Here is a 17,116-nt window from a genome sequence, read left to right on the forward strand (position 1 = left end):
TATATAATTTAAATATAAATAATCAATAATATATTGTTAAAATTATTATAAATAATTGACTTTTTATAAAATTAATAATATTATTTACAAAATAAATACTTATAAGCAGCTGTTTATTAGTAATGTTAAAGCAAGCTATTTATAGCAGAAATAAAAGGCTTAAAAATGGAAAAAATTCAAATAGAGAATGTAGAGCTTACATTATCGCATCCTGATAATTTAAATGTAAAATGGACAGGGCAGAATGATTTAGTAAGACAAATAATGGCATCTTGGCATTTAATTTCAGAAGATGATATACCTTTGAATCCTAGAATAGTGGGAAAGCCCGGTACAGGAAAAACTACTCTTTCTTATTATACTGCCAAAGAGCTTTTGAACAGAGATGTTTATATATTTCAATGTACAGTAGATACAAGACCTGAAGATTTGATAATAATACCTGTAATATCTGAAGATAATAAAATAAGCTATCATGCTTCCAGCTTGGTTAGTGCTATGATTAAAGGCGGAGTTGCTATATTAGATGAGGGAAACAGAATGGGAGAAAAGACTTGGGCTTCTTTAGCTCCTCTTCTTGATGACAGAAGGTATGTAGAAAGCGTTATAGCTGGGATAAAGATAAAGGCTCATCCTGATTTTAGAATAATAGTTACTATGAATGATGATGCAAGTACTTTTGAACTTCCTGAATATATACATTCCCGTTTGCAGCCTACTATAGAACTTCCTTTTCCTGATGTTAAAGAAGAATATGATATATTAAAAATGAATTTGCCTTTTGCAGATGATGAGATATTAAAAATTACTGTAGGATTCTTACAAAAATCTCATATACATAATGCTTCTTTTTCTGTGAGAGATGGCATTAATATGGCAAGATATGCTATGAAGCTTTATAAAAGTAATATTGCAGGCAGCAGAGATACGGCTTTTTTAATAGCATTAAAATCTGTATTAGGAGATGAAGGGCTTAGAATATTAAGTTTGAATATAGATGATAAAGATAATAGAAAAAATATGAATGATGAAGGAAGCACAATTATTTAAATAATGCATAAAGTTATTTATTTAATTTAAAATACTCTAATTCTTCATAAACGCTTTCAGTATTATTAGCAACTTTTCTTCCTAAAATAGCACTGTTTTGTACTAGATTTGAATTTTCCTGAGTAATATTATTAAGTTCATTCATAGCAAGAGAAATTTCTCTTACGCTTCCCTCTTCTTCAGAAACAGCATTATATAAATTAACTAAAACATTAGAAACTTCTTTTGCAGAGTTTTCTATATTTAAAAGTATTTCTAAAGAATTCCTAACGGATTCATCTCCTGTTTCTATCTTTGTAACGGTATTTTCTATTATATCAGTAATTTTTCCAGCAGCATCATTAACATTTTGTGCAAGCGAACGTATTTCAGATGCTACAACAGCAAAACCCTTCCCCTGTTCTCCGGCTCTAGCCGCTTCTACGGCAGCATTTAAAGCAAGTATATTTGTTTGAAATGCTATAGATTGTATTAGCTTTATAATATCCGATATTTCTTTACTAGACTGAGATATATCAGACATATTATCTGATATTTGTGTTACAGCTTCTACACCTATTCTTGTGGAATCTGATACTTTACTGCTCATATTTTTTACATTATTTGCATGCTTTGATGTTTCTGATATAGAAGAGAATAAATTTTGTATAGAACTGCTTACCTCTTCTATAGCAGCCGCCTGAGATGATGTTCTTTCTGATAAATGATCTATTCCCTCTGATATCTGCCCGCTTGAATTATTTATTGAGGATATATTTGTTTTTATTCCTAAAACTATATCTGAAATTTTATTTTGCATATCATTAACTGAATTTACTAAATGTCCTGATTCATCTTTTAAACTTAAATCTTCTTCATTAAATATGCTGTTAAAATTACCGTCTTTCATCGAGTCTATTATTTTTATAGTATTTTTCAAAGGCTTTACTATTTTATAAACAAGAAATCCCTCAAGAAATAAAATAAAAACCATAGCAATGAATACTATAATCATAAAAATCATAAACTGATTATTAAACTCACTAGCATCTCCTTTAAATATTAAAATCCAAGGGGCATTATCTGTTTTTTGTATAACATACCATTGATTGCCCGCTATTTTTACTTCGCCTATATGAGATGCAAGATTATCTTTGAAAGGTGCAAAAAGCGGGTCTGTAAATAAATTATTGTTTTCACTTAATATATAATCGCTATTTTCATGTGTCATATATATTCCGTTTGGAGATACTATATAAAAATTCTCTTTAAAATTTACTTTTACATCTTTCATTATATTATTCATATTGGCAAAATCTATAGCAAATACCCCTTTTAATCTGCCGTTTGTATAAACCGCCTTACTAAATGTAACAGTAAGTTCATTAACAGCAAAATCTATATAAGGATCGCTTATTGCTATATCATTTGTTGCTATTGCATCCTTATACCAAGCTCTTGATGTTTGATCATAAGTTCTTGGATATTCTTCTATTGTATTTAGATATATTCCTCCTTCTGGATAAGGAACCGTATCTCCGAAATATATATTTAAATATCCCGTACCTGTTTTTTGTACATTTGTTATAAAGTTTCCGAATGTTTCTAAGTCAGGATTTGATTCTAAATTATTAACTATTAAATTAACAGTATTTTTTATTTCTTTTACATGTGCTTCTGTTTCATTTTTGGAGTTTAGAGTTTGGAAATATTTTTCTTTTATAAATCTTGATTTGTATATAGGTTTAAATATAAATAATATTGCTAAAAATGCTGCAAATAAAAATATAGAGAAAACACTTAAAAAATTAAACATTAATCCTCTTTTCATTAATTTCTCCAAAAATTAAATTTATTACTATATTAAAGCTATTATAAGATAAATTTTAAAAAAAACTAGTATTATAAATAACTATATTTCAGCAGTATATTCAACGCATAGAAAATGAAAATAAAAATATAAATTTATCTATTATTAAAATTTTTATTATATAAAAAATTTTCTTTAGAGTTCATATAAAGAAATTAAATATATTTGCCTGCTTCTTTAATGCTGAGATTAGCCATATCATTTTTATGCCTTTCTATAAAATCCCTAACCCAATCAGGATTAGTTTTGCTGTAATCCCTTAAAGACCAGCCTATAGCTTTATTTATAAAAAACTCTTTATTGTTTAAATTGTTTATTATAATTTTTTCTAATAATTGAGTATTAGTTTTATCCTTTCTTAAAAGCTGATGATCTATGGCTATTCTCCTAAGCCAAATATTATCAGATAAAGACCATTCTAAAAGTATATTATTGACTGACTCATCTCTTAAAGCAATATCGCCAATTATCCTATCTAAAAAATCTATAGTATCCCACCATGATTTTGTGAGTGCATATTCTTTTAATTTTTCTATATTGTTTTTATTTAGATATTTATTTTTTAATTTTAAATAGTATAAAGAAGCATACTGAAATTCTCTGTATTTATTATCATAGCATTTATCTGTAAAGTTAAAATCAATAAACTCTTTTTCATCTTTTGGAATTGTTTTGAATACTTTCTTTTCAGCTTCCTTTCTTTCTTTTGAATGAATGCCCAAAAACTCAAAATTATTTCTCATATATTTAGACATCATTAAGGCTTCTTTTTCATTTTTTAATTTTTTAAATTCTTTTGAAAGAAAAATATATAAATCACTCATTTAATAAGACCTAAAATTTATTTATCAAAAATATAATTATAAACATGCTCGGATAAAGGTATTCCGTTTTTTAAATAATCAATATAACAAGCCTCTTTTCTCTCTCCGGGTATTGATATAGTTTCATTTTCTTTTAATGCCTCTTCTTTTCTTATATCATCAATAAATGACTGAACGGTATTCAAATAAGTATCCAAATCATTATAAACAGCGGGATCTATTACAAGTATGAATGCAGATAAATTTCTTTTTTTATCCATATCGCTGTACATTTTTACTAAATTATTGCAGTATGCCTGTCCTATTAAAAGCCCTGTGAAAGCCTCAACCATAGTCATTATTAAATATCCTTTGACTCCTCCGAAAGGCACAACATATTTTATTTCATAAGGATTACTGCTTGGATTTCCGTTTTCATCAACTCCCCAATTCATAGGCACAGTTTCATTATTTTCGCGGGCTGTAAATATGCGTCCGAGAGATACCTCGCTTGTAGCCATATCTCCTAATATAAAATCTTTTTTTGCAGGAAAACCATAGCTTATAGGATTAGTTCCGAAAAATGCTCTCTTGCCTCCGAAAGGTATTACGCAGGGATCTGTATTAAGCATTATTAAAGAAACTTTATTTTTATCTATTGCCATTTTATTATAATATCCCAAAGCACCAGCATGACTATTATTCTTTATTCCTATTAAGGCAATTCCTTGTTTTTCAACGGTTTCTAAAGCCCATTTCATAGCATAATGAGCTGCAGTATGTCCGAATCCTCCGTCGGCATCCATCAATGCAAAAGAAGGCTTTTTTATTTCTATATTAAATTTTGAATCTAAATTTATTCCCCCTGATTTTATTCTTTCAATATAATGCTCAGCTCTAATAACACCATGAGAATGTATGCCTCTTATATCAGCATATATAAGAACATCTCTTATAATAGAAGCCTGTTCTTCTGATACTCCTGCAGATATCAATTTATTGTATAGAGCTTCCATTAAGTCTTTTGCTTTAACTTTAATCATACTGACAAAACCCTTATATTTAATAAACATAATAAAGTTTACATAGTTATAAACATAATGTCAATAAGCGTAGTATGATTTTTGTATGCTGTATATTTTACTTCTGTAATAATACAAATTATATATTTATCTATGACATATGCTTTTTATTAATATTTTTATGCCTTATATAAACCGTTTTAATTAACTAGTTTAAACCAGCAATAATATAATTATGATAATAGTATATACTTTTTTTATTTATTGTTTATAATTATTTTATCAATTTTCAATGAATATAAAAAGGAGTATAAAAATGAAATTCGCTTATTTAATAATGGGAAGTATTTTTGACAGTAATACAGATAAGGCATATATACATAATGGTATTGCTCAGATAATAGGGGTTTCAGATATAGAGGAAGCCTGTAAAATAGCTAAAGAACTTAAAGAAAAAGGTATTGACTGTATAGAATTATGCGGAGGCTTTAAAGAAGAAGGTGCAAGAAAAATAATAGAGGCAACAGAAAATAAAATAGCGGTAGGATTTGCCGTACATTTGAAAGAGCAGGAGGATATTTATAAAAAACTTTTCGCAAGTAATTAGGAATTAGATTTATATAAAAATCCTATAACTATCACTATAATACCTGAAAGCATAGTAAAAGGTGCTAAAAAACCCATAAAACCTTCAGGGTGCTGTCCTACCATTGCCGTAAATAGAAAACTAATAGCGAATATTACTAATCCTATGATAAGTATTATTAGATTTTGTTTAGAAAGTTTATCGTGATTATTTATCATAAATTATATAAAAGTGCAAAACTTAAAAATGCTCCGTTTTGGAAATTAGTATTTATTTGCTCGGGGCCGGAATCGAACCGGCACGGTCACAAGGACCAGCAGATTTTAAATCTGCTATGTCTACCAATTCCATCACCCGAGCTAGCAGTTGCTGTAAATATTAACATATTGCTGAAAAAAAATCAAGTTTTATTTCATAAATATTTTATTATTATTGCAGGCTATAAATTTTATATTATTGCCGATACTTACGATTTGGCAAAGTATATGCTGATAATGTAAGCCCTTTTTTATTATTTTTAATAAACTATGCCATTCTGTGAATGTCTGACACCCGCAATTTTTATAAGCACAATAAAGAGGCTATAAGCTTTAAAATTATTTTTAATTATCTGCTGCATTATCAGAATATCAGATACTCATAATTTTATTTCGCTCTGATTATGGCAGGCAGACTTTAAATAAAAAAACTTTTGAGTTGGAGAGTTAGAATAAAATAAAAAACTCATTTTATTAGGCAAAAGATTTTAGTTCATATTATTTTCTTTTAAATAGTTAAAAATAGTTTCTATATCTTTTTTATTAAGATTAACTTTTGAAAGCAAATCTCCTCTATTTTTAAATGTTTTTATAATGCTTCTTTTTCTTCTATATTCATCAATATTTTTATGATTGCCCGAAAGAAGAATATCAGGTACTTTCATATTATCTATTTCATAAGGTCTTGTATATTGTTCATACTCTAAAAGCCCAATACTGTTTTCTTCAAATGTATCGCTTATTACAGACTCATCATTATTCATAACGCCTTTATATCTTGATATTGCATCTAAAAGCAAAAGAGCAGGTATCTCTCCTCCGCTTAATACATAATCCCCAATACTGATAGATTCATCAGCATATTTTTCTTCAACTCTGTAATCTATTCCCTCATAATGCCCAAGTATCATAGTGATATGCTTTTTATAGGATAACTCTTTTACTTTTTTTTGCGTCAAAGTTTTTCCTGAAGGCGAAAAAATAATTGTATATCCTCTATTATGACTTTCAAAATATTTTTTGAATATATTATAACTTATGATCATACCAGGTCCTCCGCCATAAGGATAATCATCGCATTTTTTATAATTGCCTTCTCCGTATGCTCTCATATCTTCAATATTCAAATTTATTTTTTTTTCATTAATAGCCATATTTATAATACCTATGGAAATAGGGCTTTCATAAAATTTTGGAAAAAGAGTGAGTATATCTATTATCATTTTAGCATTATACTATATAAAAGCTCTATATCAAGTGCATTTATAATCATTAAGCATAGTTTTTAATATAATAATATAAATAAAAGCTAAATTATTAAACTCATTCTATATGCAGAAATTAAGATATAAATTGAAAAAACTCTTGAGTAAAAAATTATAATAACAGTTTAAAATTAAAAATAAGACAAGGACATTAAAAAATATAGCATATACACAGGCTTTAATTAAGTTTAATGAATTGTAAATAAAAGTAAATAAAATTTGAATTATATTTTAAAGTTTAATTTTAGTGAATTATCCTCATATATAAGCATCTGTAAAATTAAAATTTGAATCGCTTTCTACTATTATAGAATGTCCAAAGAAAATATCACCGTCATCAAAGTAAAATGTTATATTATATTCATATCCCTGTATACTTATAGATTCTAAAGTTATTAATTTTGCGAATTCTTCTTCATTTATATGAGGCTTGTCTGCATCATCATTCCAGCTATTGGCATCTTCAAGCATATTTTCTGCTGCATATTTTTTTAGTTTTTTGTCAATATATTTTTTATTAGCAAATATTTTTCTGATTATATCAATGCTTCTTTTATTATTCTCTTCATCAATATTATCAAATAAAATTGATATATCATTATCAAGCCAATATATATCTTTTTGAAAACTGTTAATAGATTTATCAAGCTTAAAATCTCCAAACTCATCATCTTTATAATAAACAGGTTCTAAATATTTTTCTAATATAATATTTAAATCATCATCTTTATAATCACTGTCAACTATATCTTCAAGTAAAAATCTAATATATAAGTTATCAGAAGTTTTTTCTTTTCTCACTTTTAACCTTACTATACTTTTACTTTTAAACATTTTAAAATATTCTTTTGTTTCTTTAACTTTTTTATTAATGCTAATATGTTCATTTTCTATAATTTCATTAGTAGCAATATTTTTTAAAGCAATAGCATCAACAGATAAACGATAATATTTATCTTTATTAAATTTAGTAGCTGTGCAGCATGATTCTTTAAGTACGAATGCAATGTCTGAAATTTCATCATTAAAATTATTATTAAAATTATCTATTTCATTGTTCACAGCTTGCTATCCTATTTATTATTTTATATTTAAAATTTTAACTTATTTTAATAAATTGGTAAATATGTTTTAACTATTTATTATTATTTGTTTAAGATTATATTTAATTATATTTCTTATTATTTATTAGATTGTAAATGAAATTCTTATTCAAATTGTTATCGATTATTGACTGCAATTTACATTTATATTATACTATATAAACTTAGTAAGGTTTTATACTAGAAAGATGAATATAAAAATTGTGAGTGCCTGACATTCGCAAGAATGGCAGGAGATAATGCCGATATCAGTACAAGTTTTTTATTAGTAAATTAAGAATAGAAAAGCTGTAATATAGTAATTTTTTTATAAATAAAATGTTCTATTAATTTTAATTGTTTATTTTGACTTATGTCAAATATATAACTAAACTGCAAAAAAATTCTATATTCAAATATTTTTTATTTACTTAAATATTTTTTTGTTATACTAATAATAGAGGGAGTTATTTATTAAATTTATATTGAATTCAAGCAGTTTTATATTATAATATGCAAAATAATAAATAAATTATAATTATTTAAAATAATAAAAAATAATGCCTGAATATATAATAATCAGATGCAGTAAATATACAAAATTTATTATAAATACTTTTAATGGGATAATTATGAACAGAGAAGAAGCTAGAAAAAAAATTGAACAATTAACAGAAATTATTAATTATCATAATAAACTTTATTATACAGATGATAATCCTGAAATAGAAGATTATGAATATGATAAACTTTTCAGAGAATTAGAGAATCTTGAAATAGAGTTTCCTGAATTAAAAAAAGATGAAAGCCCTACAAATAAAGTAGGCGGCACTATATTAGAAAAGTTTGAAAAGTTTGAACATTCCATTGCAATGTATTCTCTTTCTAATGTTATGAATGAAGAGGAGTTTTGGGATTTTGATAATAGAATGAAAAAAGAGCTTAATGAAGATAATATTAAATATACAGTTGAAAATAAATTTGATGGTCTTGCTTTAGAGCTTATTTATGAGGAAGGAAAATTAACAGCTGCAGGAACTAGAGGAGACGGACAGATAGGAGAGAATGTTACTAATAATGTTAAAATGATGAGTAATGTGCCTAAAAAAATAAAAGAAAAAAATAAACTTATTATAAGAGGCGAGGCATTAATAACAAAGAAAGATTTTGAAGCTTTAAATAAAGAGAGAGAAGAGCTTGAGGAGATTCCTTTTGCAAATGCAAGAAATGCTGCTGCAGGTGGACTTAGACAATTAGACAGTTCTGAAAGTAAAAAAAGAAGATTAAAATTCTTTGCCTATCAAATTGCAAATTATAGAGATTTTAATTTAACTAATGAATATAAAGCAATGGAGTTTTTATCTGATTTAGGTTTTACAGTTGAAGGAGTTCACGGAAATATTGATTCTAAAAAAGTATTGGATATTTATTATGATATACAGGAAAATAGAAGCAAAATAGATTATGATATTGACGGACTTGTAATAAAAGTTGATGATGTTAAATATCAAGAGAAATTAGGATTTTTATCCCGTGCTCCGAGATTTGCCGCAGCTTTTAAATTCAAGCCTGAAGAAAAAGAAACTATTTTGAAAAATATAGAGGTGCAGGTAGGAAGAACTGGTGCATTAACGCCTGTTGCAAAATTAGAGCCTGTTCAAGTTGGAGGAGTTACTGTTTCAAATGTTACGCTTCATAATCCTAATGAGATAAAATCAAAAGATATAAGAATTGGAGATACTGTTGTAGTTATTCGTTCAGGAGATGTTATACCTAAAATTACAAGGGTGGTATTAGAGAAGCGTCCGCCTGACAGCAAAATTTTTGAGTTTCCAAATAAATGCCCTGTTTGTAAAGGAGATACTGCCGTAACTGACGGAGATGTAATTGTAAGATGCATTAATGAAGAATGTCCTAGTAAGATAACTAAATATATAGAATATTTTGTTTCAAAGCCTGCTATGAATATGGACGGTATAGGAAAGGAATGGATTGCTGCATTTACAAAAAGCGGGCTTGTAAAAACTCCTGCTGACCTTTATAAGATAACAAAAGAAAAATTATTTGAATTTGAAAGAATGGGAGAGAAACTTGCAGGAAATATGCTTAAATCTATTGAGGATAGTAAAAACACTACTTTAAAAAGATTTATATATGCTTTGGGAATGCGTCAGGTTGGAGAAACTACTGCAGATTTGCTTGCTAAATATTTCACATCAATAGAAAATTTTAGGAAAGCTGATATTGAAGATTTACAGAATATTGAAGGAATAGGAGAAGTAAGTGCAAAAAGTATTTATGATTTTCTTAACAGCGAAAAGGCTTCAAAATTGATAGATGATTTGCTTGAGGCTGGCGTTAATCCTGTATTTGAAAAGTTAGCTGCAGAAGAATCTCCTATCACCGGAAAAAATGTTGTAATCACAGGTTCTATAGAAGGCTTTACAAGAACTTCTGCAAAAGAAGCTGCTGAGAGATTAGGAGCATCAGTTCAGTCTTCTGTGTCGAAGAATACAGATATTCTGATAGTAGGAGAAAAATCAGGAAGCAAACTTAAAAAAGCTCAGGATTTAGGTATAGAGATAATTCTCGCTGATGAGTTTATAAAGCTTGTTAATAAATAATAAAAAACAGTATTACTTAAAATATAATTAAAAAAAATAATTCTCATATAGATTTTTGGTTATATAAAAATGTTAAACAATATACAATATTTTTCAGTAATGTAAAAAATCGAAAGTAAAATGAATAATTTAATATATTTTGAAAATATTTATAAATATGGCGATTTATATGTTGATTATATAATATATAGAGGAGGATTATCTTCTATTATTTATACTAAAAAATAAATATAATCATAGGTTTATATGTTCTTGTTTTGAAATAATAAAAAGGATATTATCTTGAAGCTGAAGAAAATGAATTTTATGAATACATTATTAATTTAGAAAAGTCCGAGTATAACTTTGCTTATAATAAATGATGTTAGATTATATTTTTTAGTTATATAGGTATCTTTATAGATAAATAATTTTTTGAAGCTGTATTTTTATAAATATTATTCTTCATTATTATGTTTTTCATAATCATATTTTTCATAATCATCTTTTTTATATGATTTTTCGCAGTAAGAAAAATTATAACAGTTATCGCAGTTTGCACTATTTGGTATATAAATTAATTCGCCTTCAAGAATTTTATCGAATATTTCATCAAAGTAATTATTTAAATTATATTCGCTTTCAATATATCCGCATATAGATAAAAGCATATCCCTATCATTATAGGACTGATTTATCTGCTGCGATTCATTTATGACATCTTTTTCTTTATATACAGTAAATACAACTTCTAAATGCTTTATTTTTTCTGCTACACTATTTTGTATATATTTATTTAATATGAATTTCAAATATAAAATAGGCTGAAAGTATATTCTTATAGTTTCTTTTATAATATCTTTTTGAGTTTCTCCGTAAGGCTCTTCTTTTTTATAGCTTGATTTATAATCGACAATTCTTATTCCGTTTATATTTTTATTTTCTTCATCATAATAGCTGAAATCTATTCTGTCTGCTATTCCTTTAATCTTTATAGATAAATCTTTATTTTGATAAATTATAAAATCTTCTTCATATTTACCGCCTATGTATTTTTCAAAATACGACGGTATATAATAAAAGCCTTCATCTTCTTTTATTTTATTTTGTTCTATTTCTTTTTTTATGAATGAAGACATTATATTTAATGCTTCTTCTTTTATAACACTGTAATCATATTCATATTCTAATTTATATTTTTCTTCTAAATCTTTTTCTGAGTATATATTTATTAAATTATTTATATGATTTTCTATAACTTCATTTGCTATATTGCAGTAATTATTAAATTCGCTTTCCTTTAGATGAGAGCCGTATCTGTTTTTTACTTCCTTATAAAAATCCTGAAAGAATTGATGATATGCTTTTCCTCTGTCCATATAATTTATACTCTGCATTTTTGATTTAGCTGATTCTTTTGAGTATAAAGCTGAATAAAAGAATTTGGCAGGACATTCCATTACAGACTGCAAAGTTGTAACAGATACTTTTTCTTTAAAAATATTCAAAAAGAAATTTTTTATCTCTTCATTTTTATTGTTAAAATTATGATGCATATTCTTATTAGATTTATGATAAACAGTATCTATAATATCATTTATATTTTCAATATTATAAGCTATATCATTATATAAAAATAAACTCATAAGATTTTCTTTATCGGTATGAATATTATCCTGTTTTTGTATATATTCTTTTCTGTATATAAGCCCGTTTTTTTCTAAACTTTCAAATTTAAAATCATCATTATATAATTCTCTGTATAAATCTTCCAAATAGTAGAAAGGAATTTCCAAATTTCCTTTTTCATCTTTGAATCTGAATGCAAAATAAATATTACTGTCATCATAGCATAAAGATAATATATTAAGAAATAATGCATAATTAATATCCGATAAATAACTTTGAGTATTAAAAGCTATTTTTTTATTTTTTTTATTTATTTCTTCTCTTAATTTAGAGCCTATAAAAAATAAATTCGGCTTTCTGTTTATAAAGTTATTATTCATTCCAAGTATAAATAAATATTTGAATCTTAATCCCCTAGCATCATATAAATTGCTTACAGTTACAGATATATCTCTGCTGTTATATTCTCCTATTGATTTATCTCTTAAAATAGTATTTAAAGCAGAATGAAAATCAAAATGACTTATTTTTATATTTTCTGTATTAGTATATGCTATATCAATTATAATATTAATAAATAATGCTAATGCTTCATTATCTCTGTAAAAATATTCATCTTTATCTTTATAGGTATCATCTTCAAATATATTTCCTATTTTTAAGAATTTCAAAATTTTAATATATGAAAGACCTATTTCTTTATAAGTTTTTTTAGATACAAGCTCATTTAATAAATCTAAAAAATCAATTATGGATTTTGATGCATTATTTTCTTCAAACTTCTTAGCAATCTTATATTTAAAATCTTTAAAAGACATTTTTGAAAATATTTCATCATCTGAAGAATAAATCATATCTCTTATATTATAAGGATTAATTTTATCAAGATTTTTTATATATGAAGAGGATAATATTTTTATTAAAGCATCTGTATCTATCTCTCCGTCATACTTATCCAATATCAAAAATATAGAAGTAAGAACTGGTATTATAGGTACTTTCCATATAAAATTAGCTCTTCTTTCATTGAATTTTATTTTGCATTCTTTTAATCTGTTTGAAATAATATCGCTGTATAATTGAATATCCGAAAATATTATTCCTATATCATAAGGATTAACTCCTTTTTCTATTAATTTAATTATTTCATCAATAACCGTATCAGCTTCCTGTTTTGCCCCGAATCCTGATATGAATTTAATTTTATCTTTATATTGATTTATATTATTATTTTCTTTTAATAAAGCCTTAGCAAAATCTGAATTTTTATTTATATCAAAATTATCAATATTATCAATACCCTGATAGAATGATTTATAATTATTGAAATGCTTTTTCATATCATAAGGCATTATAACTTTTATATTTATATTATAATGCTTTTTTATATTTTCTAAAAATATTAAATGTAAAGGCGGTATCTTTTCAAAATTATAAATTGTTATTGAATTATAATTATTAAAGAAATTTAATTTTTTATTTTTTATATATTCAATAAAAAGTTCAAAAATATCAAATTCATCTAATAAATTATTTTCTCTATTGTATTTTTTATATAGATTTATAATATTATTAATCTCTTCTAAATTTTTATAATCATCTAATTTGAAGTTATAAAATTTTGCTAAAGTTATTTCTTCTATCAGCTTATATAAAGTATATGCAAGCTCATAATTGATATTCTGCTTTGCTATTAATGAGTTTTTATATTTTTCTTTATACTGAAATAATATATTATGAATATTAATTACGGCTATTGATTCATCTATTTTTTGAACTTCATATTCTATTTTGTATTTTTCAAAAAAATTATCTATGCTGTTTTTATAATATTGATGAAGTGTTTGATAATTAGTTATATCTAAAGTATAATTGTTGAATTTATCTTTTAGGTAATTATTTTTTGCTTTATAATTTGGAAATAAAAATAATTCTTGCATATATTTATCTTTTTTATTTAATTATACTTTAAAATTTGTAATTGTAAAGAATATGCTTCTGATTATAAAAAAATAATTGACTAATAGACAATATGAAATATAATTATTAAAAATAAAAATTAAATAGGAAATGTTATGAAAAACGATAAAAAAACTATTAAGAAAAAACTGTTAATAATTTTATCATTAAGTTTAATTGTATTTTTTATTTCCTGCAAAGGAAATACTTCAAAAGACGGAATAATATATATTAATGTAGGACCTGAACCTAAAACTATAGACCCTGCACTAAACTCTACTGTAGACGGAAGTATTTATATTCAGCATGCTTTTGAGGGATTATCTACTAGAGATAAGGATAATAAAATAATAGGCGGAGCTGCTGAGAGATGGGATATCAGCGAAGACGGATTAACTTATACATTTTATATAAGAGATAATGCTAAATGGTCTGACGGTAAAAAAATAACAGCAGAAGATTTTGTTTATGCTTGGCAGAGGGCAGTTGATCCTATTACAGCATGCGAATATGCTTATCAGTTTGAGCCTGTTCTTAATGCTATCGATATTAATTCCGGTAAAAAGTCTGTTTCTGAATTGGGGATTAAGGCTATAGATGAAAAAACTTTAGAAATAAAATTGAATTCTCCTACAGCTTATTTTTTAGAATTAACTGCTTTTCCTACATTTTATCCTATTAGAAAAGATATTGTAGAAGAAAACGGCGATAATTGGACTCTTTCTCCTGAAACTTATATAGGCAACGGACCTTTTGTTATGATAGAGAGAAGAACTGATGATAGGCTTATTATGGAAAAAAATACTAATTATTGGAATGCTGATAATATAATACCTGAAAAACTTGTATTTATACTTATGCAAAACCCTACTGCAGCAGTTGCGGCTTTAAAAGAAGGCTCTATACATTTTGCTAATAATCCTCCTCTTCAGGATATTGAGAATTTGAAAAAAGAGGGATTAATGTATATATCTCCTTATTTGGGCACATATTATTATTGCTTGAATATTACCAATGAAATATTAAGAGATGTAAGAATACGCAGGGCTTTATCTTTGGCTATAGATAGAAATTATTTAGTTGAAAATGTGACTAGGGGCGGACAGCTTCCTGCAGCTGCTTGGGTTCCTAATGGTGTTAATGATGCTGAAAACTCTGATGATGATTTTAGAAAATTGGGAGGGGATTATTACAGCATAAAGCCTGAAGACTATAAGAAAAATGCTGAAGAGGCAAAAAGACTTTTAGCAGAGGCAGGATATTCTAATGCAGCAGGCTTTCCTGTTATAGAATTCAAATCTAATTCAGGAGAACATATACAGATATTTGAAGCAGTACAGCAGATGTGGAAAGAAGAATTATCAATAGATTCTACTATATCTCAGGAAGAATGGGCTGTTTTTCAAACTACAAGACAGGATAAAAATTTTGTTATAGCCCGTCATGGCTGGATAGCTGATTATAATGATCCTATGAGTTTTTTAGGAGTATTTTTAAGTTACAGCATACAGAATAATGGAGGCTATTCTAATAAGGCTTATGATGATAAATTGAAGCTTGCTATGTCTTCAGCAGATAAAGATATAAGAATGAAGGCTATGCATGAGGCTGAGGATATACTTATGGAAGATATGGCTTTAATACCTCTTTATTTTTATACGGATCCGATTATAGTAAGCAAAAAATTATCGAATGTTATTTACGACCCTCTTGGGGCACATAAATTCTTTTATGCTAAATTAAATTAATAAAATATTGTATTTTGTAATTATTGAATTAAATAAATTTTTTTAAAGCGATAGGAGTTATTGACGAACAAGTTTTTTATTAGTAATAATAAAAACTAATAATTTTTTTAACATTAGATTTTATTAGCAATAATAAAAAACTCAATTTTTACAGCGGCTTTTTAGTGTCTAAAAATGATTTTATTATCGCAGGATATAAAACCTCATACAATTAGTTTTTTATTACTAGTAAAAAAATATACTGTAATTAATCATATTTTTTATATAATACATATTTACATATATGAATAAATATATTTATATAAATTTAATATATCATAATATTGACAATTTTATAATATTTTTGTATACTACTAATATGTTTTATTAAAATTTAGGAGAAAAAAACATGAAAAAATTTTTATTAACTACTATGATGCTCCTTGCTATGGCAAGTGCATCAGCATTTGGCATGTACGGTTATGGCGATTCTTGGATTGACTTCCTTACTCATGGAAACCAGTTCAGAGCTAGAATGGATCAATTAGGCTTCGTTTTAGGAAACGGAACAATCAAAGGTACTTTCGGCTTCAGAGCTAACACAGGCTGGATGGGTAATATTTTAAATGTTCCAACTAATCAGCCTACTGATTTCAGCCCTACAGTTTCAGTTGGTATAGGATATACTTCTGATATGATAGGTATTGGATTAGGATATAATTTCACTTACATCAACAAAGATATGCAAGTACATACTCCTGTATTAGCTCTTAATGCTTTAAATAATAATTTAAGAATAGCAGCTCCTATACAAGTGGCAGATGCTGATAACTATACAGGTATAGCTTTCAATAATATCCAATTAAGATATTTTACAGGTGTAGATGCTTTCAATGCTATAAGATTATATTTCTATTATAGAAATAACACATCTGATGTTGATACTAAATATACTTCAGAAGCTTTTGGTTTCCAAGTTAGGTTATATTTCTTAAGAACACAAATAGGAAATGTTACTGTTAATCCTTATGTTAGAATAGATTATCATACAGCATTAAAAGGCGGAACTATAGAAAACTATGTTGCTCATGGCAGAATTTCAGGTTTAAGTGGTGGTCAAAAACAATCAGATATTTATGATGTAAGTCCATTCAAAGTATTTGTTAAGCCTGTATTATCTTTAGCAGCTTCAAGCGATACAGTTTCTTTATACTTTGAACCTTCTTTAGGTTATGCTGTAGTTTCTTCTAAATACAAAGGAGCAGATCAAGTTACAACTCATGC

12 protein-coding genes and 1 tRNA gene are annotated in these 17,116 nt (G+C 26.2%); 5 read left to right on the forward strand and 8 right to left on the reverse strand.

Translation table 11 applies throughout. The features are described from left to right. The first annotated feature begins 165 nt into the window (after positions 1 to 165). Positions 166 to 1,050, forward strand: a complete 885-nt coding sequence (locus tag QZ288_RS00680; RefSeq protein WP_295153889.1) for an AAA family ATPase — start codon at positions 166 to 168, stop codon at positions 1,048 to 1,050. Between the two features lie 13 nt (positions 1,051 to 1,063). Here QZ288_RS00680 and QZ288_RS00685 read toward each other — a convergent pair whose 3' ends face one another. The 3 genes from QZ288_RS00685 to QZ288_RS00695 all read right to left on the reverse strand — a co-directional run bounded on the left by QZ288_RS00685 (position 1,064) and on the right by QZ288_RS00695 (position 4,745). After that, a complete protein-coding gene (locus QZ288_RS00685; protein WP_295153891.1) occupies positions 1,064 to 2,860 on the reverse strand; it encodes a methyl-accepting chemotaxis protein in 1,797 nt (598 codons plus the stop codon). Positions 2,861 to 3,054: 194 nt separating this feature from the next. Further along, positions 3,055 to 3,723: a DNA alkylation repair protein gene (locus QZ288_RS00690; RefSeq protein WP_295153893.1), complete on the reverse strand. Its 669-nt coding sequence runs from the start codon at positions 3,721 to 3,723 to the stop codon at positions 3,055 to 3,057. A 17-nt stretch (positions 3,724 to 3,740) separates the two neighbouring features. Next, on the reverse strand, positions 3,741 to 4,745 hold the full coding sequence (locus tag QZ288_RS00695) for an Ldh family oxidoreductase (protein ID WP_295153895.1): 1,005 nt from the start codon (positions 4,743 to 4,745) through the stop codon (positions 3,741 to 3,743). Between the two features lie 295 nt (positions 4,746 to 5,040). Between QZ288_RS00695 and QZ288_RS00700 the strand changes: the two genes are divergently transcribed. Continuing rightward, on the forward strand, positions 5,041 to 5,331 hold the full coding sequence (locus QZ288_RS00700) for a DUF6506 family protein (protein WP_295153897.1): 291 nt from the start codon (positions 5,041 to 5,043) through the stop codon (positions 5,329 to 5,331). On the opposite strand, the gene QZ288_RS00705 is transcribed toward QZ288_RS00700, so the two are convergent. From QZ288_RS00705 to QZ288_RS00720, 4 genes are all read right to left on the reverse strand, one after another. Continuing rightward, positions 5,328 to 5,528 (reverse strand): hypothetical protein, encoded by a 201-nt coding sequence (locus QZ288_RS00705; protein ID WP_295153899.1) that lies wholly within the window; start codon positions 5,526 to 5,528, stop codon positions 5,328 to 5,330. The two genes, QZ288_RS00700 and QZ288_RS00705, sit on opposite strands and share 4 nt — an antisense overlap. A gap of 57 nt (positions 5,529 to 5,585) precedes the next feature. Then, positions 5,586 to 5,670: transfer RNA gene (locus QZ288_RS00710), tRNA-Leu, on the reverse strand. A 385-nt stretch (positions 5,671 to 6,055) separates the two neighbouring features. Next, positions 6,056 to 6,790, reverse strand: a complete 735-nt coding sequence (gene trmD, locus QZ288_RS00715) for a tRNA (guanosine(37)-N1)-methyltransferase TrmD (RefSeq protein WP_295153901.1) — start codon at positions 6,788 to 6,790, stop codon at positions 6,056 to 6,058. A gap of 300 nt (positions 6,791 to 7,090) precedes the next feature. Beyond that, a complete protein-coding gene (locus tag QZ288_RS00720) occupies positions 7,091 to 7,894 on the reverse strand; it encodes a DUF2262 domain-containing protein (RefSeq protein WP_295153903.1) in 804 nt (267 codons plus the stop codon). A gap of 652 nt (positions 7,895 to 8,546) precedes the next feature. Here QZ288_RS00720 and ligA point away from each other — a divergent pair. Continuing rightward, on the forward strand, positions 8,547 to 10,538 hold the full coding sequence (gene ligA, locus QZ288_RS00725; protein WP_295153905.1) for an NAD-dependent DNA ligase LigA: 1,992 nt from the start codon (positions 8,547 to 8,549) through the stop codon (positions 10,536 to 10,538). 437 nt (positions 10,539 to 10,975) lie between these two features. Here the strand turns inward: ligA and QZ288_RS00730 are convergent, their stop codons facing one another. Further along, positions 10,976 to 14,086, reverse strand: coding sequence for a PD-(D/E)XK nuclease family protein (locus tag QZ288_RS00730; protein ID WP_295153907.1), 3,111 nt, complete (start codon positions 14,084 to 14,086; stop codon positions 10,976 to 10,978). 156 nt (positions 14,087 to 14,242) lie between these two features. Between QZ288_RS00730 and QZ288_RS00735 the strand changes: the two genes are divergently transcribed. Then, entirely contained in the window at positions 14,243 to 15,853 is a 1,611-nt protein-coding gene (locus tag QZ288_RS00735; RefSeq protein ID WP_295153929.1) for a peptide ABC transporter substrate-binding protein, read from the forward strand. Positions 15,854 to 16,241: 388 nt separating this feature from the next. After that, positions 16,242 to 17,116: cell surface protein (locus tag QZ288_RS00740; protein ID WP_295153909.1), on the forward strand; the 875-nt coding region annotated here is incomplete at its 3' end.

Source organism: uncultured Brachyspira sp., assembly GCF_910578695.1.
Taxonomy (GTDB): Bacteria; Spirochaetota; Brachyspiria; order Brachyspirales; family Brachyspiraceae; genus Brachyspira.

Excerpts from the sequence above, each read along its gene's own strand:
- QZ288_RS00680 (WP_295153889.1), top strand. The coding sequence starts at position 166 with ATGGAAAAAATTCAAATAGAGAATGTAGAGCTTACATTATCGCATCCT.
- QZ288_RS00685 (WP_295153891.1), bottom strand. The coding sequence starts at position 2,860 with ATGAAAAGAGGATTAATGTTTAATTTTTTAAGTGTTTTCTCTATATTT.
- QZ288_RS00690 (WP_295153893.1), bottom strand. The coding sequence starts at position 3,723 with ATGAGTGATTTATATATTTTTCTTTCAAAAGAATTTAAAAAATTAAAA.
- QZ288_RS00695 (WP_295153895.1), bottom strand. The coding sequence starts at position 4,745 with ATGATTAAAGTTAAAGCAAAAGACTTAATGGAAGCTCTATACAATAAA.
- QZ288_RS00700 (WP_295153897.1), top strand. The coding sequence starts at position 5,041 with ATGAAATTCGCTTATTTAATAATGGGAAGTATTTTTGACAGTAATACA.
- QZ288_RS00705 (WP_295153899.1), bottom strand. The coding sequence starts at position 5,528 with ATGATAAATAATCACGATAAACTTTCTAAACAAAATCTAATAATACTT.
- trmD (WP_295153901.1), bottom strand. The coding sequence starts at position 6,790 with ATGATAATAGATATACTCACTCTTTTTCCAAAATTTTATGAAAGCCCT.
- ligA (WP_295153905.1), top strand. The coding sequence starts at position 8,547 with ATGAACAGAGAAGAAGCTAGAAAAAAAATTGAACAATTAACAGAAATT.
- QZ288_RS00730 (WP_295153907.1), bottom strand. The coding sequence starts at position 14,086 with ATGCAAGAATTATTTTTATTTCCAAATTATAAAGCAAAAAATAATTAC.